Here is a 25241-nt window from a genome sequence, read left to right on the forward strand (position 1 = left end):
ATGGTGGCCGTTGATAAGGACAGCAATATGGGCAGTCTCGCGCAAGCCAATAGCCTGTTAAGCCATGAAGCAGCGCAAGGCTGTTGCCAACTGCTTAGCCAGCTTTGGTCCAGTGGCGGCTTAGCGGCCAGTAAAACCACCGTGTTATTGGCCGCCATTCCTGCGCTTAAAAAACTATTACAGCCAATTGCGGCGGGTGCTATTGGCGATACAGCAGGCGATGTCAATGAAACAAATAACGCCTATTGCCTAAGCGCATATCTACTGAATGCTTACAGCGAACTCAGCCAATTAGGTGAATGGCAACTGGCGCTGTTGGGGCTAAACCCTGAAGTGCGTGCCCATTGGCTGAATTTAGCCGCTGCCCGCTGCCGTGAAGCAGGCGCAATGAGCGACCCACAAGTATTGGTTAAGCTAATCCAGCAATTAGGCAATGCCAGTGCATGGGTATTGGTGCAGCTAGAAAGAACTGATGTTCATCCACAACTTATCGCCGGGCCACTGGCGCAACTTGAGCGCGATTTACTCGGCCACAGCCTTAACGATAACGCCGCCATTCCGGCGTTATGCCGACTTTTGCGCGCTTGTTTTACGTTGCACACCTTAAGTGAACAAACCGAAGCGCTGACGCCAATCCAACCTATAGATAACACCGCCAAACAGCTGGCCAGTAACTGGTGTCGTGGCCGTTTATTGGCGCTGCCTGAGTCTTTATTGAGTGAATTCAACCTCAAGCAGCCCATTAAATCGCCCATTAAACCGGCCTTTAAACCAAGTATCGATTGGTTGTTGGTGTCGCAGCCTGTTAATACTGAGGCGACCTACATTGAACACTTTGCCCAGCAGCCGTGGTGGTTTTTATTAAGCCTAATCGGCTTTGTGCAAGATGCTTGGGCCGCCGAGCAACGTGGCGGTTTATTGCTGACTTTACCCGCCGGGCAAAACGCTTTTGCGCCAAGCCAAGTGAATGTGGCGGTACAAGGCATTGACGGCGATGAAGTGAACTTAGGCAGTTTAGCCGAGTTTTTAGTGCAATTACTGAACGAGCTGCATATTGCCCTTTACCCAGCACTAACCGATAGCGCAGAAGATATGCAGCGCTTAAACCGTGCGCTTAGCCCGCTCATTGCTGAATTATTGGCGAAAAAAATCTGGCAATTTAACGAGGCTGGCCGCGGCGAACCCGGCCATTACCGCATTCACCCCGAGTTTAGCGATGCCTGTTACAGCCTGCCGCTCGCACCGCTGTTTGGCTACAAAAGCCAATATTTACAACAGGCCATTAAGCAGCTGGCACAAACAAACTATGCCAATCAAAAACGCACCAGCGCGGCTAACAGAATAAACCTAGAAGGATTTTTGTGATGAGTTTTGAATTAGATAATGTGGTGGTTGATAAGTTAGCCAAGCAACATCGCTGGGCCGCCACCGGTGTATCGGACTACCCACCGCGCGATCCATTAGTCGGCCAAAGCCGTTTTTTTAAACGCTTTCAAACCTTTTTACACACGGTTGACCATGACGACGACCGCTTTGCCCATGTATTTGCGGTAGAAGCCGAATGGGGCCGTGGTAAATCTCGTTTAGGTCATGAACTCGTCGCGCAAATTAACGACTGCTCTAAGGGCTGGTTTGTCCGTGATGAGCAAGGCCAATTGCACGATCAGCAGTTGTTTAACACTGAAGCGCAAGATAAATACTTAGCGCTGTATATTCGTTATTCGCAAGTGGCGTCAGACTATCAAAACTCCGATAACTGGTTTGCCTTTGGTTTGTATCAGGCGCTATTGCCACTGGCGACCCAAGCCTTTGATGGCTCCATTCAAAGTGAAATTGCCAAACAAGCCTATGAGCGTTTAATGCCATTTGGCTTTAACGCTGCACTATTGGCCGCTGCGCTTGAGCTCGATAAAAACCACAGCGAAGAAGACCTTTACACCGACCAAACCTTAGTGGTCAGCCTAGTGCAAGCCGCCTACGACGTACTCAAACGCTTTGGTGTGCAGTATGTGTTAGTGGTGCTCGACGAGCTAGAAACCGTGGCCGAAGCCGCCACCTTTGGTTTAGAAGACGAGCAAGACAAACGCCTCGATGGCCAAGCCATTCGCTTAATTGGTAAAGCGATTAAAGAAGAAGATCCGCGCCGTAAACTGCCTTGGTTGCGTTATGTGGCGCTGTGTTCGCCACTCTTGGGCCAGCAACTGCGTGAAATTCAATCGGTGGCGCGCCGTTTTGAACTCGTCGAGCTTGAACACAACGCCTTTGCCGATGTATCAGACTATGTCGCCAGTCTTTTAAAAGAAGGCAAACTGGGCTTTGATTACCCAGCGGGTTTAGTTGAAGCGGCCTACGCCATGAGTGGCGCTAACTTTGGTTGGTTTAACGTGGTGATGGCCAATGTGGATGCGGTGCTTAACCAATTCCAGCAAGCAGGCCGCAGCATTAATGATGTCGGTGATTTGTTTGAAGCCGTACTGGCTGGCTCTGGCCGTGTGGCGAAACATGTGCTCGATAAAGGCGCGATTGAAGGTATTCAAACCCGCGACCAAGCCCTATTAGCCCAGTGTCGCAGCTTGCTGTATGGCCAATTGCCGGTGCGTTTGGCTGACGTTAGCCAAGCCAGTGCATTACTGGCATTGAAGAACGAAGACCAAGAGCCGATTGCCGCTTACTACCGCAAACTGAGCATCGACCGCTTACAGTGCCGCCAAGCGTTAGAGCAAGCTAAGTTTGTGCGTAAAAATGATGAATGGTTATATCCGGCCGTTGACCAAGCGCTGAGCCTAGATACTTTGCTCGATAACCTGCGTACCTTTTCCATTAAAGAGCTGGCCGCCAGTGGTGATAAAGGTGCGGTATTGCTGCCGTTATCTAAAGGTGAGTTTAAATACTTACTGAGTTTATTGTACGACCACCCGGCCATTGAATTTGCCGCCGATGCCCTATGGCATAAATTAGTCGGCGATACCGCCGAGCTGGATGCCAGCGAAGCGACTCACATTGGCCCCAGTGTGGCGATGTTGTTGCGTTTAGATTTACGTTATCGCAGCGCGCAGCAAAATTCGCTGATTTTTAAAGACCCGAGCATGGGCGATGGCCACGAACAGGCAATGGCCGAACTGGCTAAACAAAGCAGCCAAAAACCGATTATTAAAGCCTTAACCCGTGTTACCGGCTTTGTTCGCTTATTGGATAACAACTGGCGCTATGACGAAAACTTGCTGAGCAATAAAGCCGGCAACGACGACGCACCGCTGGCAATACTAACCGAGCCAAAAAGCCGCCAAGGTGGCTTGTTTACCTTAGAAGGTTTTAAGTTACACCCAGAGGGTAAAGCCTTATTTGCTTGGGTGAGCAATCTGACTGAGCTTAATAAGCTACATACCTTTGCTGCTGAACATAGCCGCCAAAGTGGCCGCACGCCCGTTTTGGCGCTCACAGCCTCTGCCCATTTAATGGAGCAATACAGCCGCTTGGATGACAGTAATGAATTACGCGATGCGATACTGCTGCATTATGTCAACCCCAGTGAAGCCGACCAATTAGAGCGTATTGGTTTAAGTTTGGCCGCCTGCCAGCAACATGGCGTGACCTTAAGTGCTGAGAGCTTCACCGCCAAGTTTAAAAACAAGCTGCATGCGTTAAGCACCTTTGCCAATGATGCGATTCATAAGTGGCGCCAGCGTTTGCAACAACGCGGTTTGATTGCTTGGCCGCTAAAAGTAGACGGTAAATTATCGCCCATTGATCGCGACTTATTGTTTAAAGGCTGGTATCAGCTGGCTATTGCCCACCCAGAACTTAACGGTGTACTGGATTTACAGCAGCAACATGGTGTGCCAGTGGATGAACTCAGCAGTTTATTAGATAAACTCAAAGTGCCGGGCAGCTACATGGCCAAAGGTTACACCGCTGATGAACATGCGGGTTTATTTACTGAGCTGAATAATGTGCAGCGCAGTACTGCGCTAATCCCGCTGTTTTTAGCCCGCATTGCCCACCCCAACAAACAACAAAAGTGGCAGTTTGAGCGCTTTAAGCAACAGTTTTATTTTGCCTATGTCGCCGAGACCAGTATTACCGCCAGAGGCGTGTTTAATGATTGGATGTGGTGGTGTGGTGAGCTGAATTTACTCACCCTAACTAACCCAACTGATAAACAAGCCATTTGGGAAAGTTACCCACGTTCGCGTTTAGAAAATGCCATTATCGAGGCGCAAAACTGGTTTAGCGGTAACGCTATGGACAGTTACAAAGCCAACGTGGAAGTGATGAGCCGCGTATATGGTTATGGCCGCATTAATGAAGTGTTCGCGCCTTTAGGCAAAAACCAGTTGGGCTATGCCACGGTCGAAGCCAAAGAGCAGTTAGAAAAAGCACAAACACTCTTTAATGCGCTGAAGCAGCAAGAAGAAAAGCTCGAGGATATTAGCGAGCCCAATGAGGCTCACCTGTTAGCGGGGCTTATTGATAAGCGCGCTGAGGTATTGGCTTTGGTCGCTAAGGTTAAACCACTTAATGGCACGAAACCAACGCTGAAAGATGCACACATTCTTGATTTAGAAGATAAAACAACGTCGCTTTATCAACGGGTTGAACAAGCCTGTTTATTTGCTGAATTTGTCGAGCGAAGTGCCGAGCGTATTAATCTTCGACTCGCCGATTTAATCAAAGACGTTGAGTCAGACTGTTCCGCGATCGCTCATTTTCCAAAAAGTTTATACACCAACACGCTTCGCACCATTGGCCATATTTTAGATGGCGCATTAAAAGAGGATGCCAGCAGTGCCACAGGCCAAAAAGAGCAGCAAGCTGGCAGTGATACGTTATTACACTACCTGCGCAAACTCGATTTAGGTAAAGCGCAGGATAAGCTTTCAGCTTTAGCGTTGGAGGTGGGCTTAAACCTGCACACTGAACAACAGCTGCCACTGCCAGAAGTTCAAGGCAGTATTTTAGCGAGCTACCGTAATTGTAAAGAGCGCTTTGAGAAGTTAGTGAATAACCTAGCCGAGCAAAACCAACGTGCCCAACAGCTACAACAATTACTCAGTAGTGCCACTGCCGAGTATGAGCACGCAAGTGATATTGCCGAATTACCGAAACTGATCATGAAGTTACAACTGATTGACGATGCAATAGCGGATTTACCCGCTGATGCTGAAAGCAAACGCCAGAGCATGCAAACCACTTTACGCAATGGCCAGTTCTCGGGGTTACGTGATTTACCAGAAGAGCTACTCAAATCGGCACGCGGGCAAATTGCTCCTATTCAAGGCCAGTTGTTAAAAATAGAGGAACGTTTAAACCATGTTAAACGCGCCGCCATCGAGCAGGTTAATAGCTGGTTGCCAGTATTAAAGCCGCTATTAGCTTCCCAGCAGCAACCGCTACCTGCTGAGTTAACACTAAACGACGTCGCCAAGTTAGGGATAAGTGAGCTGGTGATGGTGTGTGATAAAACTTTGGCTGATTGGCAGAAACAAGGAGAAGCTATTTTACAAGGTACTGAGTTAACACTGGTACAGTGGCAGCCGATTTATCAAGCACTCAGCCAAAATCAAGAGCCTGCATTAACGCCTGAGCAGCAACAAGGTTTAGTCGCTAAAGGCATAGTTAAAATGCGCCTCACCTTTGCTACGGGGTTGTAGAGGTGATGCAATGAGTATTTATTTGTCAGCCGCATTGGCGAGTAATCGTAAAGGTCGCTTTTTGCAATCAGTTGCGGGGGCGACTCCACTTGAGAGTGACTGGCTAAGCTCACCACCTGCGGGTGGCTTGCTATTAGTGCAAGCTGGGGAGTTAACCGACCATGAAGCTTGCCAGAACTTGTATTTATGGGCCATGCAAGCGGGCTGCGCTGCTTTAGTTATTAACCCACAAATAACTGAACTGGCCACGTTGGCTAAGCTACCTTTTGCGCTGGATTGGTCATTAGCACCGGCGACCTTGAGCGCGCATGAGCCTGAGTTAACCGCCTTGTTAGCCAGTGAAACAGACCAAATGATTACTGGCTTTGCTGGTAGTGCAGATCGTTTACAACATATGGCGGGCGATGCTGTGCATACCCGCTATATACGCAAACATAGCAACAGTGGCTTATTGGCGGTGACGACGTTGCCTTTGTGGTCGTTAAGTTTGCTCGACCATGCCGAGATTTTAGTGAGCTGGCTAAATTGGTTTTTGGACCATGCGGGGCTAGCGGCACCTATTGCTGAGAAAAAAACAGCGTTAGCGGAATATTCGCCGGACAAATACGACTTGGTTGTATTGCTGCTGCTCTTTGCAGGAAGTGGTAAAAGCCTCACTGCACTGTGTGAAAACGAGGCAGTTAAGCTGATGTTTGATGTGCATAGCCTTGATATCACTAAACGTAGCGAAATATTGCTACAGCATGGTTTTATTAACGAAGCAGGGTTAACCGAAGCAGGCAAAACTGCGCTTAAAACGTCGCAATATTGGGCTTATGCACCGCTACTTAGCGAGCAGTTAAACACAGGAGCGCTATGAGCATGAATGAGAATAAAACAATGAATTTAGCGCAGTCACTCGCCATTGATAGCCAGCTGCGCTTACCAGGTAGCGCAGGGCGTTTGCTAAAACAAATTCGTGATATTGAACAAGTAGCGCCACTGTTTCGTGATGCTGGCTTAGTGAAAGCTGTACCTAAACCAACAGTAGTGAATTTACGCGTGGCTGGCATAGCGACTAAATCATGCCTAGATAAAGCCTTGGGGGGCTTTATTTATGCCAGTGCTGCGGTGCGCACTGACTTATTGATAAATGAAAACAGAGTTAGCACCTTAGGTGGCGATTCGGTCTCGGAACTGGACGATATTGATTTTGAGGCGCAGCGTAAACGACTTGATTTGATTGAAATTCGCCAAGCCTACCAGTTGGTTGAAAAACAACTGTTAAGCCAAGAGCCTTGCGATTTAATTTTACTCGATACGCCACTGTTTTTAGCGCGTGATATGGCGCCACTGGAGCGCAACCTTCGCCATAAGCATGAGTACGACAAAACCAAGCAAGCAATAGAAATATTTTGGCAAAATCATCGCTCGAAACTGTTCCCGTGGAATCCAACTGGCGTTGTACTGGCTAGTATTTTGGCTGAGCGTTTTAGTGCCATTGTCAGTATTGCAAAGCAAGATTTACGAACCGAGCAAGGTCGTAAGCAGATTTTAGAATCAGATGGTTTTTCTAGCGAGTTGATGCAAAGCCTAGCAGGACTGGATGAAAGTTTGGCAGGTGTGGGTGACTTGCGTTTTATTAACGGCATTTTGGGTAACTATTCGCGGACCATTGCCTTTCGTTTGTCTGAACAAGAAAACCGCATAGAGCCCAGTGCAGAAGCAAAACAAGGTCTCATCGGTTTTCATTTTCGCAGTGCTCGTAGTGGTCAAATAAAAATGGTGCAGCTAGCCGGTGATGAGCCCGATTGGCAGAGTGCAGACTTAGATTTAGTGGCATCGCGCTTAATGGTGCTGGATATGCAGAACAAAGGTAATGCTATGCCATTACCGCAATTATTGGGTTACCAACAACTTGGAATTTTACCTAAGTTTGCCAAGTTTTATCGCCAAGGTTTACACGGTGCACTTAAAAATAATGATATTGAAGCTGGCTGGTTGGCTGGTTTAGATGAGGGATTAAATAATGGCTTATAAAGTTTTAGGTAAATTAGTCGGTAATACCGGTGATGCCAACCAGTTAACTATGGTGGTAAAGGATTCGTTTTCAGTGCGCCGTGGTGAGTTTGTTCGCATTATGCATCAAGAACGCAAAGATGAAGGCGAAGTCGCGGTACTGGGACGCGTAATGAAAATAAGCCGTACTAACATGTTGTATAACGCAGGTTTTGGCGATGGCGTGACTGAGCTCGAACTTTTACCGGGCGCGAATGTTACCGGTGAAAATATGTTTGCTCAGGTTGAATTGGTTGGCTATCGCTGCCCTATATCTCGTCAGATCAAGATCCCGCGCCGCCCGCTTAACCCAGGCACCGCGGTTGAAACCGTCGACTTTCAGTTTTTGAGTGATTTTTACGAGTTTAATGAGCACTCTAGTTTGCACCTTGGCAACTTGGTCGGCTACGACAAAGGTGAGAATACGGTTCCTGTTTTTATAGATGTAAATAAACTGGTTACTGAGCATTTGGCTGTGTTAGCGATGACGGGCTCAGGAAAGTCATACACGGTTGGCCGTATCATTGAGCGCTTGGTTGCAATAAATAACGGTACTGTAGTGGTGTTTGACCCTCATGGTGAATATGGTAAAGCCCTCGCTGGTGGAAACCTGCAATTCTCTAGTTTGTTAGATGCAACTGACGATAAACGCGATCAAGAAACGTTACCACTCATTAAACAAACCTTTGAAAAGCTACAAGCTGCGGGTGCGGGGATTCAGGTTTACTCACCGCAGCATGAATCGTTTAAACATAAATACGCCAGTAAAAACGCTCCTCTTGCCCTTCAATTCGACCATTTTGAAATGGACGATATTGCGGAAATTTTACCGGGTTTAACGGAGCCTCAGCAGCGTGTGCTTGATGTGGCCATTCGTTATTGGCGCTCAGTGGATAAAGTGGAGCCACGAGATATCAACCGATTGAGGCATTTGTTAGGTGATGGTATTGAAGAGCTTAAAGAGTGGGGTGATCTCTCTGAAGCTGAAGCGAAGGCGCTATCAGGTCGCAGTGCTGCCGTTGCGTCGATGAAGCTTTCTCGTGTGCTTAATGAAGCCCAAAGTTTTTACAGTGCAACGATGGCTGAGCCGACCGATATATATAAAATGGTGGGGCGCCCGAGTAATCAACAAGGGCGTTTAGTGGTTGTCGACTTACAAGGTTTGAGTGATACCGCAAAACAAGTCGTTTGTGCGCTGTTATCGAGCGAAATTTTAAAGGCGGCTTCAAGCAAAACAGATCCACTTCGTCCTTGCTTTATTGTGTACGAAGAAGGCCATAACTTTGCGCCCGCAGGCGGCAATGCTGTGAGCCATCGTATTATTAAAAAGATTGCTGGTGAGGGGCGTAAGTTTGGAGTTGGTTTTGCCATTGTCAGTCAACGCCCGTCCAAATTGGACTCAGACGTGACCTCTCAGTGCAATACACTGATTACGATGCGCTTGAAAAACCCGGATGATCAGCGTTTCATCGCCAAAGCTTCAGATATGGTGAGCAAAGCCGACTTGGACGAACTGCCGAGCTTATCAACCGGTGAAGCTTTAGTGTGCGGACGTTCTATTCCGGCTCCGCTATTGGTGAAAGTAGGAAGTAAGGCGCTTATTCACGGCGGTGAATCGCCTGAGGTATTGCGCGTTTGGGGCACCTTTAATGGCTAAGCTACCCATGCCTGAGTTTGCTTGGGTAAGCGAGATGTTTCCACTTATCAGTAACGGTAAGCTATTGGACCAAGATGTATTGGTCCATAGCTTGGGTTGTAGTGTCTGGAATACTTTCGGCCATGAACAATCGTTTATGGCAATGGTGGAATGCCCAGCACCTGGTACTTTTGGCGCGGATATTCGCTCAGATTCAGGTTGGTTTGATAAAGCATCGGCATCACCTTTATGTTTAATTGAATTTGAACGATTTGATGGCTCTATTCGTGGCCAACAAAAGCTAGAAGAAAAATTAAAAAACTTATTAGAGGCAGCGCAGCGCTGGGGACATTCCCCAAAAACCTTAGTTCTCAGTGCATGGAGCCAAGGCTTAGTGAGTGCGCCTGATACGCAGAAACTAAAAGAGATCTGTCGTTCGGGGTTCACGTCTTCTACTGGCACGTTCGTACAGTCAGATTCTGAGGTTGAAGTGGTATTTAGTCGCTTCTTATTTGTAAAAAATCTAAATTCTATTGCTTTGGATAGAATTCACTATGAGGTGTTGATATGAATATAAAATCAGCACATTTTTTACCAGGGACAAATAAGCGTCTTGGTGATAAATATTTATTACTTGAATGCCTAGGTGATGGCAGCCATGGCTGGGTATGGCGCGCCGAGCGCTTGCAAGATGGGCAAATTGTCGCGGTAAAAATCCCTAAGGATATTACGCGAGAAGATCGCCATCTAGCCGAAGGGAAAGAGCTGTTAGATGTTGAACCGCACGACAATATTGTACAAATTTATGATATGGGCCGGATTGATAACGAATGGTTTTATATCGAAATGGAGTATTTCCCAAGCCAGACTTTGGCGCAAAAACTTGATGATAGGCAGCGTAACTTTGGCCAGACTTATGAGCGATTATTTAAGATTTATCGCCAAGTACTGTGTGCAGTGCAATATCTGGCAGAGCTATCTGTTCCTATCTCCCATGGTGATATCAAGCCGCACAATATTTTAGTTGGTGAGCGGGACCTTGTGAAGTTGACTGATTTCGGTAGCTCAGCTTTACCGGAAGAGAACTATGTTCGCACCCGCGAAAATGGTGGTACGGTTTTATATTCCGCCCCTGAGTTTTCTAATGTCGATAGCCGTAGAGGTAACTTAGAAGAGCTGTTGCTGGGTGATATTTATAGTTTAGGTGTACTGCTATACCAATTATTAACAGGAACTTTGCCGCATGATACTCCACAGCAAGTTCAACGTAGCGCCCCTTTTAAGCGCCCGACAGAAATAAATAGTTCTATTCATCCAGACTTAGAACAGGTTGTACTCACCTGCCTGCAAAAACAGCCGCAGCATCGTTATTTAACTGTTGGCGCATTGATTCAAGCATTTGATATTGCCAGCAATAAACAACTAAAAGTTGGCTCTATTGCTCCAATGTATCAGGCTAAGCCAGATCAGGATTGGTCGAGTGCCGTGATTGATGCAATGTCTGAACAGTCTTACCAAAAAGCGGCTCAACTGGCTTCTCAGGAATATAATCGCAGTAAAGACTTACAAGCTTTACACCAACAACTCATTGCCTTGTATCGCGCAAACCGTTTGTTTGATTTTGAAAAGGTCGTTGAGAACAATAAATCTATCTTAATTGAAGGCAAGATGGCCCAACCTTCAGAGCTATTCGAGTTGATTGTTAAGGTGAACTTACAGTTACGCAATATTGCTCAAGCTAAATTCTGGTTACTGCAAAGAAAACAAATTGCAGAAGAAAACACGGCGACTATGTATTTAGAGTCATCTATCCTCGGCCTTGAGGCAAAGTATCCACAAGCGAGGGCCTTATTGGAAAAAGTAAACCAAGCAACACCAATGAAATTCCACGTATTGAGCCAACTCATTTTAGTTTGTGAACAGATGCGCGACTACTCTGGCGCTGCAGCTTACTTAAAAGCAGCTTTGCGTGTAATGCCATCTGATAACAGTATGAAAGAAAAGAAAGAGCTCTATGCAAAGCTTGGAGTGATATAGGTCTAAACATGCTTTCACGTTAAATCGTTAAGTGGGCCCATTCAATAGAAACATTAAGTACATCTCAGTAAAATTAACGGCGCAACGATTGTGTCCACTGCCAATACACAACAAGTACGCTAGCGGCATTGTCCGCTTTATACTTTAATCCTCGCCCAGCCCTTAGGTTGACTGGCGGTTCACTGAAAGGTGACAAGCCCACACAGGATTCATCGCCTCTTTAGTCATCCAAAATACTGCCTTTAACACAGTACATGCGTGGGCGGGTGTTGTCGGGCAGGCTGACTTTGCGCTGTGGGCGGTTGCCATCGGGGATTAGGTAGCCTGCGGCCATCAGTGCTTTGGCGGCGCGATCTGGGCTTAGGCCTTCGGTGGCTTCGCGCCAGCCGGTTGGGTAAAACAGGTAAAGGGTTTGTGGGCCCGTGGTGTTATGTTCAGGATGAACGGTATGCCGCGAGCGCATGGATGCGCAGGAGCGGCCAAGCCAACCGGCGCGTTGGCGTACTTGGCTGCTGTAACCGGTTTGTTTGGGCGTAAAGCGGCTTTCGCCATGCTGCTCAATAAAGCTGCGCACCTGGCGAATGGCTTGTTGGTCTTCATTGGCGGCCACACCACCGCGAGCGAGTATCCATTGGTTAAGCTGGCTTAAACAGGCGGCTTCGACACTTTGGGTTGGCCAATCGAGCACCTTGGCCTGAATCGCTAACAGGCCTGCGCTGGCCAGTAAGGCAAATTTTTCGGCAACTCGACGCACTTGGCCGTCTGACTCGGGAGGTAAACTGGCTAAAAAGCGTTGGCGTACGTTTTGGAAAACGGGGCGCACCTGTGCGCTGTGCTGCGTTAAATACCGTAACCAGTCCAAGGCCAAGCTGCCGTAATGTTGACGACTTTGTTGTTTTAGTTGATCGGCTAAATCGGCGGCGTTCATACCATGACTATGGTTAAACACGCCCATTTAGAGACCGGCATCAGCACTCCCTCGTCATCTTTCTACCTGCAAGGGTGTTGGCTGCACTTTTTCACCCTAATCACTTAGGAAACTAAGCTCATAGGGTTCAAAAGCTTGCCGCCTACTTGCAGTCAGAAATCTATAGAGGGGATCAATCACGCGAACTTGTTGCCGCCAACTGTCGCTACTACCTTGTTGAATAAAGCCTTCTATCGGGTGCATGGTTTGCAGCACCATGCGCGGGTTGTTGTGTTCGCTTGGGTAAAAGGTGAGGCGCGGATGCACATAAGCGTGGTGATGCCAGCCAATGCAGTTCACGCTAATGGCTTTTTGCGTGGCCAGTTCGCCCATTTGTTGAATAAACAGCGAGAGCAACTGCCGCGCTTTGACACTGTTACTTAGCCGCATGCCTCGGCTGAGTAGGATTCGGCGGTACTCGCTGCCGTCTCCGGCCAATAGTTCTGCGGGCATGGCCCAATAGCGATGGCGATTGTCATCGTCTAACCAGTGCAATAAATAGCCGTAGTTTTCCCCTTGCGGATCGCGAGTACGAGCAGCTACTTGCAGCCAAGAGCAGATTTTAACTGGGCTATCTTGCCCTGCTGGTTGCATCACCAGCCAGTTTTGCGCGTTATAGGCAAAACCAGCCGGTAATGTTGGCATGTTGTTATTCACCTCATTGGCAGGTAACGGGGTTGATGCTGATGGTTTATCCACGGCCATAAGCAGCACCAATACGGCGGGTTTCAATCCACTGGTCGATATCGCTTTCTAACCAGCCCACGGCACGCGCACCAATACGAATGGATCGCGGAAATTCACCGTTGGCCATCAGGGCATAAATGGTGCTGCGGCCAAAGCCTGTTTTTGCTTTTACCTCGGGCAAACGCAAAATCCGCTGCTGACGCGCTGAGTGTGTTGATGTGGTGGATGATTGTGTAGTTGGGTTCATCGTTTCTATTTTTTCCAAAATAAGCCTCACTGATCTGTTAAGTTCTCTTAGGAGTTTGCCCCGCTATTATTAAAGAGTTAAACGGACGCAGTAGGCAGATAAATGCTCAGATCGTGCAGCTTTCTGAGGGTGCAGGTAGCGAGCTGCCCCAGAATTTACATAAAGCCCCAGGTGATAAATACCCTGTGGGCAGGGCTAGTATATTGCTAAGTAGCGTGAATTAAGGCGTTGCCCAAACCGCCCCAGAAGCCCAAGGGATGAGCGAAGTGTTAAAACACATGGAGTATGAGGTAAAGCATAAAGTGAAACTAAAACTTCTTTATCTGCTGAAAAATGAAAATATAGTTTCACTGACTCATTAAACGTTAAACGCTGATTGTTTCATGGCTTGCTCGGCTCGGCTGATCCCTAGCCGCTTAGCAACGATTTGCCATTGCTTCACCGCCATTAATACTTCATCGTAAATTTGCGTGGCTTGGGTCTGAGATAGTCGGAAGAAATCTTTTACGTCAAAGGCTAATTGGTAGTCTAAAGCGTTGTCTGCATCGGTAATATTCAGATGCAGGCCATACTTACCAACTATCGGGTTTAAATCATAAGCGGGCGATAACTTCCAGCCATTCTTTGTTAATAAAAAACCATGATTACGCAGGTGATCATCCGTGTTGGACACCGCAATATTAAACACGATACGTCGCCATAACTGTGCTAAATCAGCTTCGGTTTGTGCACCAGAATTGGAAATAAATTCAGCAATCTCTAAGTAGCTGGCACCTTGAGATTGTTCAGCATCATACTTTTCGTTTACAAAATAGCGAAGCTGTGTCATGGCCGATGAAAAATGCAGCCGCTTTTCACCGTCGCGGTCAAACCGTTTTGTTAAAAAGGTATGATGCCCAGAGGAAAACCGTCTAATCTCACTTGGAAACATGTCAACACCTGCCGCCAAGGCCAATTCATAACAGACCATCTCCCACGCCCCCACGTCATGGGTATCATTTAAATTGGGAAACTTGGCAATCCACAAGTGGCCTTGTTCATCTTTCACACAAGCCTTGGGCCTTGCACCACCTAATGATGAGCCTGGAGAAATCAGCATTTTCAACCAGCGATAATACTCGTCACTGTCGATGTTATCGTCTTTTTCAATCTGCATAGCTGCGTGCTCTAGCTCTCGCAAAGAAGTCATTGGCGGCGCAGCAAACTCAGAGTTGTCGTCCAAAAAAGCATCCGAGCCTACTCGCTTAAATCGAATCCCCCCCATCCGATAAGAGTCATGTACGCCCAGCAGGTAATCCAATTCGTTTAATCGACTTGTTGCTCGAATGCCTTTGCGCGCCTCAATCGCCGCACGCCGCTGCATTAAAATACGCCCCCATCTATCAGGCGATGAATCAAGAAATGCGCGAAAGTTTTTATCGGCTTCATCGTTATAGAGTTCACCGGGGTGAAGCGTTAGGATTGGATCAATTTGCAAGCGATAGGCTGAGGTTAAAAATGCTTTATCGTAGGCAAAACTAAATACACCACCTCGGCTTGAATCGCTGTAAGAAAGCAGCCCAATTAGTAAAGGCGCTTCAATTGGCTGCCAGTCGGCATAGACTTCGACGATTTCACGGCTCATTTTGAACCTTCCAGCAATTTTATGTTTTGCAGCTTGATACCCACTTCATCATGAGCGGCCATTTCTGCAAAGTTGCTTTCCATGCCAAGAACGGCCATCACTTTTAAGTAAGTGCCTATGGCAACGCCCGGATCACCGGCGAAGACTTTATTCACGGTTTTATGATCAAAACCAGTACGTTCACACAGTAGCTTTTTTGTAAAACCACGTCGTTTCATCGCCAACAGCAAGTCTTCACCAAAATGCGTCAGGATTTTGCGCTGCTTCGGAAACAGTACATTGTGTAAGTCACGCTTAGCCATATCACCAACCAAAGGGACTATATTCCCACTATTTAACCGTTAATGGGAATATAGTCCAACTTTTAAATTCAAGCAACGTCAACAAGTAAAATATGGGACTATATTCCCATTTTATTTAATATAATTGGATTTATATCCTACTTTTAGGCTTAGTTTGCGCGTTGGCCAAGGCGATGATGTGGATCCCTGAATGCCAAAGGCCATCAAATTACACTTTTACGCGCATAAAAATGTAAAATTTCGCACTTTTATGCGCAAAAAAATGTAGACTAAGTTATACTACAGCCAATTAACAGTCTTAATTGGCGGGAAATGACAATGCAGCGCAACTTACTAAACGCCCTAATAGCATGGAAAAATCAACCTGTGCGTAAGCCATTATTGATCGATGGCGCAAGACAAACAGGTAAAACCTATCTGCTGCAAGAGTTGTTTGGGAATACCTTTGCCAACATCCTTCGTATCGACTTCCTTGAAAACCCAGCTTACAAAGAAGCGTTCGATGGCTCGTTGTCACCTGACGAGCTAGTAATGAACATTGAGTTGTTAACCAACCAAGCGTTCAATCCAGAAACCGACTTGCTGATATTAGATGAAATTGGCGAATGTGAACGAGCCGTAACTTCGCTGAAGTATTTTGCCGAAAAAGCACCGTCCTATTTTGTCGCAGCCAGCGGTTCGAACATTGGCTTGCTCAATACCTTCCCTGTAGGCAAGGTAGAACAATACAATTTACGACCACTGACCTTCCAAGAATTTATTTACGCATCCAACGAGCAAGCACTGATCAAAGCATTTGATAGTCAAGCAAGCACACCGGCGGTGCACACTAAATTGATGGATAAACTAACCGACTATTTTTTTACCGGTGGTATGCCGGAAGCCGTTTCTGCTTGGTATCAGTTTAAGGATTCAAGCATTCTAGAGCGTGTTGAAAAAGTCACAAAAATTCATGCCGATTTAGTTGAAGGTTATCGCCGCGATTTCGGTAAGTACGCGGGCAAGGTCGATGCCACACTGATTGAATCGGTGTTTAATAGCATTCCAGCCCAGCTATCACTTGTCAGCGATGAGTCGGTTAAACGCTTTAAATTTAAGCATGTGCATGAGCGTAAATCTCGTTATAGCGATTTTGAAACCGCCATTCACTGGTTAACCTGTTGCCGTTTGGCCTTGGCAAATTATCCTATTGAAGGACAGCCAAAATCGCCTTTAGCGGCCTATAAAAAAGAAAATATGGTTAAACTGTTTTTGTTTGATGTGGGGCTGCTCAATCATATGCTCGGCAGCAGTTATAAAGAAATTAAACAGCAAAACTATGAGTACAAAGGTTATGTGGCTGAAAACTTTGTGCAACAAGAGCTTACCGCTATTGGCGTTGACCCAAGCTATTCATGGAATGACGCCCGCGCCGAAATCGAATTTATTTTGGCAACCGATGAAGGCGATATCATCCCTGTTGAAGTCAAAAGTGGTAAACGTACAAGAGCAAAATCGTTGGCATCCTACGTTGAAAAATGTACTCCAAGTAAAACCTTTAAGTTAACGGGTACACAAGGCTCTTCAGCGTTAGAACAAACCAATATCGTGATGCCTTTGTATTTCACGCAGTATTTACCACTAAGATGGTAAAAGCGCTTTGCCTAGAACCCCGAGGTCTACACAAAGTGACTTCATAAGTAACAATCTGTAGACCTTGATGTCTGCTATTCGACACTCAGGCTTATCAGTCGTGGACACCATAATATCCACATTGAGTTTTTCTATGGAATTGGGCACTTTAATAACCATAACTTACTGGTGTAAATGACGTGTTATATTCACCTATACCCATCCAACCTAAATATGTGTGTTGACCTTATTAAAGCAGCTGAGCCGCTTTGAATTTGGCCTTCAACGCTGAACGGTTTGCATAACGCGCTAATAAATCATTGGTTTTCACTTTAAATTCAGCCGTTTGATTCTGAATTTTAGCCAGTTCAAATAAGTCTATTAAGATCGCAACTGCTTGCTCGTAAGCCTTTGTTTGTTTTTTATCGATCAACGCGACCACTGTCCGCCAAAGCTGCGTTTGTTTGGGCATGAGTGAATTGAGATAGGCCAAACGCTGTTGTTGCTTAACCGCAGAGGCTGCTGCTAACCTTCGTGACGATGCCTGCTTGGCTTGCTCGAGCAAGCGACTTACTGATACCGCGGTAGTCGCAGTCGCCACTTCATCGCCATTAGGTGTTAAATGCTGAGTGAGCTTTTCTGCCAGCAGCGGCTCTGCGTCCAACAATCGTTGTAACCACGCTATCGACTCTGTTGCTGACAAACTACTTAAGGGCTTTAGCTCGCGCTGAGCTAAAGGCTTAGGGCTATATTCTGCAACGGCTGCAATCAAGTCTTGATCTAAATCCAATAAATTAACCAAGGCTTGCAACGAGGGATCAAGATGGTTAAAACCCGCCGGTATCGGCATGCTTGAGGCAACCGAATCACTTTGCCATAGCCAAAGCGCAGCTTTTAACCATGCCAAATACAGCGGACGATAATCACCTCTGAGCAACATCGCGCGAATGTCGGCAATCTCAGCCAACTCTTCTTTGTCTTCTATCCAGCGACCACTGTCTTCATCGTGAAAGCTAATCTCCAGCACAATTGAATCTTGTTGTTGCTGCACACCAATCAGATCGTCAATACAAAATGCCCGCAATTTAGCGACATTCACCAGCGCCGCCGGTAATCGAATAAGCAACTGTATCGCCCCCCAATTAGCTTGATACAGCGCCAAGTCAAAGCCCTGTAATAACACCTCACTCAACTCAGCGGGAAAGTCACTATAGTGATATTCATACTGCGCGCTATAAGAGGTAACCTGCGCCCGTGAGGATAAATCATGCAGGTATTGTTTTTGATTCTGTGTTAAAGGGGCGTCAATGGCTTGGAATTGATATAACTGGTATTCACTCATCACAAAAATCACCATAAATAAAATGCTGATAGGTTAACGAAAGAGGCGTTTCAAGGCAATCTGATTACTATTATGCGTCTGGTGGTTGCGCATTCTTGTTAGGGCAAAGGAAAGTCAATCTTTGACCAAAACGCACTTTTGCGAGCATGCTGAGCGCGCATCTCGGCCACGAATTCTCGATGCGCTTGGTGCTCTTGATAGTTCGTAATAGCGACATCCAATACACAAAGTTGATGCAAATAGCTCACCGCATAATGATAGGATTTAGAACGCGCTGCCTTGAGTGTGCTCACTATTAATACGCGATAACACACCGCCGCCGCAAGCGGGTAGCCCTGTATTGCCAAGCTTTTCGCCCAATCAGCGGCAACATAACCTACGGTTAATAATTCACTGGTGTTAACCATGATTTGATCGGCTGCCTCAGCAAATGCCCCAAGCTCCAGCAAAACATTGATTCTAATTGAAAAATATTTTATTTCTAGTGCTCTAGTCGATGCTCCTAGCTCAAGGATTTGTCTTTCTTGAGGGTTACTCACCGCTATCAATAGACGTAAATTCGTGACATTGGGTTCTGTTTCGTAGCGTTCGCGCCGCAGCTGCACCAGCGCATTGTTATCACCTGCAGCTTGGTAACAGGCATCCAGTAAGTTTTGTTGTTCATAGCGAACATGCCCGCTCCATTCCCCTTGCAGCCAAATGATGGCGCGCTGTGCATAACCTATGCTGAGCAATTTTTTTGCCATATGTTTTTTTTGTAACTCATTCGGCTCAAGGTTGCGTAGCAGCATGCTTTTTTCAAGTAACTCAGGATCTTTCAACGCAATAGCAATCCCCTCTAATCCCAATGCCGCATGTCTTGCGCCGAAGTTGTCAACAACATGGTGGCAAGACTCGCCTTGCGTTGAATTTTTTTGTGCTGCGAGAATCGTATTCTCAAAGTACAACGCTAATTGTGTTAATTCATCATCAGTCAGTAACAGGGCGCTATTTTCCAGCAAGTGATCCCATACGCCATATTCGTTTTCTGTAAGCTTCGCGAGCACTAGTTGCGGCCAATCATAGACTGTGTGAGCGTCCTTAGGCTCCTGTTCAAGCTCGCGTAACTGACTGGCGGCCTTAAGCCAAAGCAGTGCGGTTTGCTGGTACAATTCACCGACAAAGAATGACTCTTCCACTCGTTCAATCACGTTAACATGGCTTTGCATCAAGCCGTCCACCAGCATGAATACCGCATTAGCATCTGAATGCTGTTCCAGCAACTCGGCCACCACCGTCACTAATTCGTCCAACTCACTCTCAAATGATCCACAGTCTCGATAGGAAATAAAGCTCTGATCCCCTTTCAAGTTCTGCACCCGATTTTGCAATAACCTCATTCGATCAGAAACGAAAGGCTTGGTGACTAACAAAGCAATACGTTGATCAAGGGTGGCGCTCTCCCCCTGCAACCTTGCAATAAAAGCGACCAACTCGTCTTTGTTGAGTTGGTTTAGCTGAGCGATGAGTTTGTTCATACTGTACCACTTCCTTCTACTTCGTTTTTATTAATCAACATTAAGGTACGGATAGTTTTATCGTTTTAGTACCTCTAATACACTCACAATACTCTGTTACCAAGTATCAAATTAGCATTGCCCAACTCACCGCCCAACGCCTTCTTGGGCTTAAGTTTCATCACAGCGCTCGCTCGAATTTATAGTATTGCTATTCGCTCATAATGGCCTGGCTATGCGCTAATGGTGAATTGAAAAGTTTGTTTTAATAAAGGCTGTACCTGAACCACTCTGGCGACGGGTTCAGCGTTTATATAACGTCTTGGATCAATGGTCACAAATCCCCAAAACTGCAAAAATCGCTCAATAAATCGTGATTCGATGAGCATGCTTAAATTTCTTTCTGGCGAGAAGTAATCATCCATAGGGAATGCTAGCAGTAAATCAGGGAAAGCCACTTTCACCTCTTCAACCAACTGATCTACACTGCTGTGGCTTTGAATACGCCACAGCATAAACAGCCAAAAGGTTCGCAAGTCGGCATCAAACTCAAAACCGTCCAAATAGCCCCAGTTATATTTGCTGATGACGGCTTCTAACATAGGTTTAAAAAATGCCTGTATACCTAACTTCTGATACTGCTTTTGCGCTGTTTTTTTCACATGGTAGCGACCGCTACGTCGATAAATAATGCCACTAATTTCGGCGAGCACCCTGGTGTAGTGCAAGGCATTAAACTTGTCTTCGTTACTGCCTGCAAACTCACTGATACTAATGTTACGTTCGAATTGAGCAACGGCAAACTCGGGCAATAACTCACTGGCCTGTTTAACCAACTTAGTCGGCAAGTTGCCTTTACTGGTGGCTTTGAATGAGCCTTCTTGCGCCACGGCCTCATCAAGAATGAGCGCTAAATAGCGCATCACTGGGCTGGCATAAAGAGAGTCGGGTGTGCTGATGCTCACCCACTGTAATTCAGCAAAAGGCGCATACAGCCAATTGGCCATTTGTGTTGGCGTTACGCCACAAAAATCGGGATGAGGTTGATTATTGCGATCCTGAACTTTGTGTTGCAAAGCTGCGTTGAGTTCATCAAGGCTCAAATTTGGGTTCATGGCCAACATAGCTTCAACATCATCGAAAACTTGGGCATGTTGCTTGGAAACGCTGCTCATACAACAACGTTTAAATTTTTTACCACTGCCACAATGGCAAGGATCGTTTCGGCCGAGCTTCATTGCTGTCCCTCCTTATTGTTATATAGAAAAAGCGCTGCATTTTCCTGTTTGCGCTGATCCAATGTCTTAGCAATCGCAGACACTGTTGTTTTACTGATCCCTTGCTGCTTTGCAAGATAAGTAAATTGACTGATGGCTTCTGCAACTTCTTCAATGACTTGCCTTGCATCATGCCAACTCCCAAAGCCAGCACTGGTCGCTAGTTTTTGCATCACCTTAAGCGGTGGCGCTTTGCCATAACCACCAAACGCAGTGGCGTGTTCATTGAATGGATGTGGACTGTAGGTAACATCATAGAAAGGTGCAGGATCCCATTGACCGTCATCCGCTTGCAAAAACGCCCAGTTTTTACTGTGGTCGTCTTGATTAGACGACAGCAGGTTAAAAATGGCACGGCGAAATTGCAGTTGTCCAGCCGCTGGCGATTTACACAACTGACGGCTGGCTTTGATCAAGTCAATGTAATCTAAACTTGGCGTTCGAAAGTCTGCATCCAGCAGCCCGCAAGCGCTGTGCATATGCAGGCGACCTGAACTGCTCTTGCCGCTTAAATTGGTCTGCTCCGTGACATAATCAAAACGCTTAAGCGCCAACCAGGCAACCGCACCGCTGGTAGGCGGCGCTTCAATGAGTTGCCAAACTGGTGGTTGACACTTAGCTTGCTCAGCTATTTGCAAATAGACAGCCTCGCACAAACCTTCTTCATGCCCGAGCGCGAGATTTTTAGAAGTAAACTTAATCAGCCACGCTTCATCACCAGGCTTTGCAAAGGTTCGACAATGCCGAGCTTCCCCAGCAGGCATATAAATTTGTGCCTTAGGTCTTGCCCCACCCGAACTACCTCCGGCGACTAATGCGGCCAACACCTGTTGCGTATGCCCATCTAACTCATCGTGATTATCATCCATATAATCTGACATCGAAGAATCGAACAACGTTTGTGCTTCTAAGCCTAACGTCGCTAAATCAATGTCAGCGTTCGTGGTGGCTGAAAACTCAGACACAGGAGAAAAAGACAATGCTCCCATGCCTTTATCACCGACAAAGGCCAGTCTATCCATCGCAGTTAATTGATTAGGTAGGATGCCCTTTTGCCGGAAAATACGATCTTGCAACAGCATACCCCAGCCATCGGGTAAACAATCTCCAAATACGCCATGTACACCTTGGTGCGGCGCTTTAGGTGCGGCTTGAATTTGTGTGCTCGCTTGCAAGATAAAAGGCGATAAATTGCCAAACTGCTGCAAATAGCTTTCTGCATACTGGAAAAAAACACCTTGGCGATTCTGCGCTAGGACTCCAACAGATATCTGTTCACCTGAGCTTAACGTACGAGCTACGGCGAGTTTTTGAATGGGTTTAAAACTCATCTTTTAGCACCTCATCAATACTAGAGGGCATTGTAGCGCGCTCTTTGCTAGGTTGTGTGAGTTGATAGAGCCTATCTAGCGAATCAAGCGTCTGCCAAAGCAACAACAATTGGCGAAATGAAATTTGACCAGTCAACTCAAACTTCTTGATGGTGGCTGCAGGCACGCAGCTTCGCTCTGCCAGCGCTGTGCGTGACAGCTTTGCCTGCTTTCGTAACTCTCGCAGATAAGCCGCATAGGCTTGGCTTACATCGGTATCATCAAGTAAGGTAAAATTCATCCGCAAAGACCAAATGGACACAGTTATATCCATTATAGCCAAATAAAACAAAAAGTGGATATTATTGTATCCATTACCAAATGAAGTGTTGAAAAAATCACTCGATAATGCCTTTCAAAACTGCTATTTTTTAAACCCTAGCAGCAGCGTAAAAACGGCACTGTTTTTCCATTGCTAACCACTAAGATTTAGTAAAAGCCATAGACAAGTGGTGGGCAGTTTGGTGGGCAAACAGGCATTTTCGAACGGTTTCATTTCGATAAATCATTGAGTTTATTAAGGTCTAGGCCGCTACTCAATGAGCAAATACAGAATATAGAGTAAGGCTCAATATAAATGCAGCTATAAAGCCCTGTGAGCAAGGGCTTTCATATTATTCACTACTACTCTTAGCTAGAGTTGAGCCGTATATGCATAAGTGATAAAAGCTTCACCTGACTCAAAGCCAAAAAAGAACCGCAAAAACTGTACATATGTACAGTGTAATTCTATACTTCGTTTCATGGTATAGACAACCCCTTAATGTTATTATTACGAGTTGTCCATCACAATAGCTTCGCGGCTGTACAGACTGACCTTTATATAAATTTACTATCAAGTAACCGTAACAAGTGAGACTTTCAATGAAACAAATTTTCTCTGATTTAACAGCAAAAGATATCAAGAAAGACCATGAAAATCTCGCGATTATGACTCATAAAGTTGAACAGGAAAAAAATAAAAACAAGAAGTTCACTTTTATAGACCTATTTGCAGGTATTGGTGGAATCCGTAGGGCGTTTGAATCAATAGATGGCGGCTGTGTTTTTTCCTCTGAAATAGACCTTTATGCACAGCACACATACTATGCAAACTATGGCGTTGTTCCTTTTGGCGATATAACTAAAATTGAAAAAAGCAGCATACCTGATCATGATATTCTGTGTGGAGGATTTCCATGCCAACCGTTTAGCTCGATCGGAAAAAGAGAAGGTTTTGCTCATCCAACTCAAGGTACTATGTTTGATGAAGTATTGAAAGTTATCGATGAAAAACACCCTAAAGTTGTATTCCTAGAAAATGTACCAGGGATTGTAAACCACGATAACGGAAATACCCTATCTACTATAATTTCTGAGCTAGAAAAACGAAGCTATCAATGCCACCATACTCTATTAAACGCTAAGGATTTTGGTGTTCCACAAAACAGAAATAGGTTTTACTTAGTTGCTTTTTCATTTCCTTGCTCTTTCGAATTTCCAACTCCACCAATGGAAGTTGTAAATATAGGAGACTACATAGAGAAAAATATTTCTGGGTATTCGATTTCAGAACATTTGCAAAAATCTTATCTTTTCAAAAAAGATGATGGTAGGCCTATTTTAGTTGACCAACATAGCAAAGGGCACGTGAAGACTCTTGTATCTACATACCATAAAATACAAAGACTTACAGGGACTTTTGTTAAAGATGGTGAAACAGGTATCAGACTATTAACAGCTAATGAGTGCAAAGCAATTATGGGCTTCCCTCCAGATTTTGTGATACCCGTATCACGTACGCAAATGTATAGACAAATGGGTAATTCGGTCTGCATCAAGGTAGTTGGGGAAATAGCTAAACAAATTGATTTAGTATTGATGAAAGAACTAACTTCTAGATTAAAGACAAACAATAAAATGGCTTAAGTATAATCTTCGTAGCAACGTAAAAAAGCTCTGTACATGATTTTGTCCAGAGCTATCTGTGCTATGTTATTTCCTTCCCTGAGATCGTTCGTACCATTTCAGGTTCTACAATTTTGTAATTTTTTAAATCGCTAACGAGCTCATCAATATTATCAATGCTATATGCCTTATCTATAGAGACGATTTCTCCATTCTCAATTTTTTTATTTATATTTTTAATGTCATCTGAAGTTACTAAATATGCAAGACTTCTCCTATGAACATTTTTTAGGACGAGCGCTTCTAAATCAGCTTGTTTATACCTTTCTCTTAGAGTGGTTTTAAGTGAAATACAAATAGGGCCCACTTCTTCTGTGTTAATCAAAATATCGTACTCCACATTTGGAACAAATGCGGCCTTTGCTTGATAGTAAAAAGGCAGTATTCCTTTATTTATCAATACAGTAGAAAACAACAGTTCAAAGAATGTTCCGTTTATAGAGTTACTACTTTCCGGATGTACTTTGTAAAAAGCTGACCAGTGTTTTTGCATATACACTGATGGAGCAAGATCCTTGTCTAAACGAAAATCAGGTACTACATCTAAAAATACAGATACGGACTTCGATGTATCTTTTATTAAATTAAATCTATGGGGCACTAAATACTCCTTATATGCGCGATCTTATTAGCAAACCGCTAACTTCATAACATTTATGATTAATTTACCTTAGTAAGCTGAAATATGACAATATTTATATATGTAGTGGCACAATAAAAGCTTATTCTATAAATAGTCGATTCTGAAAAACTCGGTTTTTCAAAAAACTGAGGTTGTTCAATTTGGATTGCCATCTTTAGAGTCGGTTAACCATCTAACGTTATTGTTGTTGATTTTCACGTGCCAATGGCGCACATAGCCAACATAAAATCCAGACGTAAAAAAGCCTCAATAGGCTTAGGATTTTTCTAAAGTTTTGGCCCACACCCGCTAGAATGGCATTGAGTTTGTCGCCCAATATGCCTTTCAAGCGGTTTAATCCCAAATGGCCATCACTTTTCATGTGCCC

18 protein-coding genes and 3 pseudogenes are annotated in these 25241 nt (G+C 45.4%); 9 read left to right on the forward strand and 12 right to left on the reverse strand.

The window, feature by feature from the left end:
* From HC733_RS14265 to HC733_RS14295, 7 genes are read left to right on the forward strand one after another with little or no spacing between them, the layout of a single operon-like run.
* Complete coding sequence (locus tag HC733_RS14265; protein WP_203219212.1) at positions 1-1365, forward strand: hypothetical protein; 1365 nt, start codon at positions 1-3, stop codon at positions 1363-1365.
* On the forward strand, positions 1365-5651 hold the full coding sequence (locus HC733_RS14270) for a hypothetical protein (protein ID WP_190365699.1): 4287 nt from the start codon (positions 1365-1367) through the stop codon (positions 5649-5651). The genes HC733_RS14265 and HC733_RS14270 overlap by 1 nt, the downstream gene beginning before the upstream one ends.
* Positions 5652-5661: 10 nt before the next feature.
* Positions 5662-6510 carry a hypothetical protein gene (locus tag HC733_RS14275; RefSeq protein WP_190365700.1) on the forward strand — a complete coding sequence of 283 codons (849 nt, stop codon included), beginning with the start codon at positions 5662-5664 and terminating at the stop codon, positions 6508-6510.
* Positions 6511-6512: 2 nt separating this feature from the next.
* Complete coding sequence (locus HC733_RS14280; RefSeq protein ID WP_190365701.1) at positions 6513-7670, forward strand: hypothetical protein; 1158 nt, start codon at positions 6513-6515, stop codon at positions 7668-7670.
* Entirely contained in the window at positions 7660-9345 is a 1686-nt protein-coding gene (locus HC733_RS14285) for a helicase HerA domain-containing protein (RefSeq protein ID WP_190365702.1), read from the forward strand. The genes HC733_RS14280 and HC733_RS14285 overlap by 11 nt, the downstream gene beginning before the upstream one ends.
* Complete coding sequence (locus HC733_RS14290) at positions 9338-9895, forward strand: hypothetical protein (protein WP_203219213.1); 558 nt, start codon at positions 9338-9340, stop codon at positions 9893-9895. The genes HC733_RS14285 and HC733_RS14290 overlap by 8 nt, the downstream gene beginning before the upstream one ends.
* Positions 9892-11361: a serine/threonine-protein kinase gene (locus tag HC733_RS14295; RefSeq protein WP_190365703.1), complete on the forward strand. Its 1470-nt coding sequence runs from the start codon at positions 9892-9894 to the stop codon at positions 11359-11361. Before HC733_RS14290 ends, HC733_RS14295 begins: the two co-directional genes overlap by 4 nt.
* A 220-nt stretch (positions 11362-11581) precedes the next feature.
* On the opposite strand, the pseudogene HC733_RS14300 reads toward HC733_RS14295, so the two are convergent.
* The 5 genes and pseudogenes from HC733_RS14300 to HC733_RS14320 form a co-directional block, all read right to left on the reverse strand.
* Positions 11582-12340: pseudogene (locus tag HC733_RS14300) on the reverse strand (DUF927 domain-containing protein); the annotation flags it as partial.
* 132 nt (positions 12341-12472) lie between these two features.
* Positions 12473-13033, reverse strand: a pseudogene (locus HC733_RS14305) (DUF927 domain-containing protein); the annotation flags it as partial.
* Positions 13020-13280, reverse strand: a complete 261-nt coding sequence (locus HC733_RS14310) for a helix-turn-helix transcriptional regulator (RefSeq protein ID WP_446727641.1) — start codon at positions 13278-13280, stop codon at positions 13020-13022. The pseudogene HC733_RS14305 and the gene HC733_RS14310, both read right to left, overlap by 14 nt.
* 340 nt (positions 13281-13620) lie before the next feature.
* Positions 13621-14886: a type II toxin-antitoxin system HipA family toxin gene (locus tag HC733_RS14315; protein ID WP_190365704.1), complete on the reverse strand. Its 1266-nt coding sequence runs from the start codon at positions 14884-14886 to the stop codon at positions 13621-13623.
* Positions 14883-15188 carry a helix-turn-helix domain-containing protein gene (locus HC733_RS14320; protein ID WP_036984862.1) on the reverse strand — a complete coding sequence of 102 codons (306 nt, stop codon included), beginning with the start codon at positions 15186-15188 and terminating at the stop codon, positions 14883-14885. Before HC733_RS14320 ends, HC733_RS14315 begins: the two co-directional genes overlap by 4 nt.
* 318 nt (positions 15189-15506) lie before the next feature.
* Here HC733_RS14320 and HC733_RS14325 point away from each other — a divergent pair, with 318 nt between their 5' ends.
* A complete protein-coding gene (locus HC733_RS14325) occupies positions 15507-16820 on the forward strand; it encodes an ATP-binding protein (protein WP_190365705.1) in 1314 nt (437 codons plus the stop codon).
* Between the two features lie 229 nt (positions 16821-17049).
* On the opposite strand, the gene HC733_RS14330 is transcribed toward HC733_RS14325, so the two are convergent.
* The 5 genes from HC733_RS14330 to HC733_RS14350 form a co-directional block, all read right to left on the reverse strand.
* Positions 17050-18144 (reverse strand): hypothetical protein, encoded by a 1095-nt coding sequence (locus tag HC733_RS14330; RefSeq protein ID WP_238937561.1) that lies wholly within the window; start codon positions 18142-18144, stop codon positions 17050-17052.
* Positions 18145-18239: 95 nt separating this feature from the next.
* Positions 18240-19658, reverse strand: a complete 1419-nt coding sequence (locus HC733_RS14335) for a DUF6880 family protein (protein ID WP_190365707.1) — start codon at positions 19656-19658, stop codon at positions 18240-18242.
* 212 nt (positions 19659-19870) lie between these two features.
* Complete coding sequence (locus tag HC733_RS14340) at positions 19871-20875, reverse strand: YecA family protein (protein ID WP_190365708.1); 1005 nt, start codon at positions 20873-20875, stop codon at positions 19871-19873.
* Positions 20872-22245 (reverse strand): type II toxin-antitoxin system HipA family toxin, encoded by a 1374-nt coding sequence (locus tag HC733_RS14345; protein WP_190365709.1) that lies wholly within the window; start codon positions 22243-22245, stop codon positions 20872-20874. The genes HC733_RS14340 and HC733_RS14345 overlap by 4 nt, the downstream gene beginning before the upstream one ends.
* The gene (locus HC733_RS14350; RefSeq protein ID WP_190365710.1) at positions 22235-22525 is read right to left on the reverse strand and encodes a helix-turn-helix domain-containing protein; all 291 of its coding nucleotides are present in this window, start codon (positions 22523-22525) and stop codon (positions 22235-22237) included. The genes HC733_RS14345 and HC733_RS14350 overlap by 11 nt, the downstream gene beginning before the upstream one ends.
* Before the next feature lie 623 nt (positions 22526-23148).
* On the opposite strand from HC733_RS14350, the gene dcm reads away from it, so the two are divergent.
* Entirely contained in the window at positions 23149-24192 is a 1044-nt protein-coding gene (gene dcm / locus HC733_RS14355; protein ID WP_190365711.1) for a DNA (cytosine-5-)-methyltransferase, read from the forward strand.
* 61 nt (positions 24193-24253) lie between these two features.
* On the opposite strand, the gene HC733_RS14360 is transcribed toward dcm, so the two are convergent.
* On the reverse strand, positions 24254-24832 hold the full coding sequence (locus tag HC733_RS14360; protein ID WP_190365712.1) for a hypothetical protein: 579 nt from the start codon (positions 24830-24832) through the stop codon (positions 24254-24256).
* Between the two features lie 220 nt (positions 24833-25052).
* A pseudogene (locus HC733_RS23195) lies at positions 25053-25241 on the reverse strand (IS5/IS1182 family transposase); the annotation flags it as partial.

The organism is Pseudoalteromonas sp. S16_S37 (genome assembly GCF_014694405.1).
In the GTDB taxonomy this organism is placed as follows: domain Bacteria; phylum Pseudomonadota; class Gammaproteobacteria; order Enterobacterales; family Alteromonadaceae; genus Pseudoalteromonas.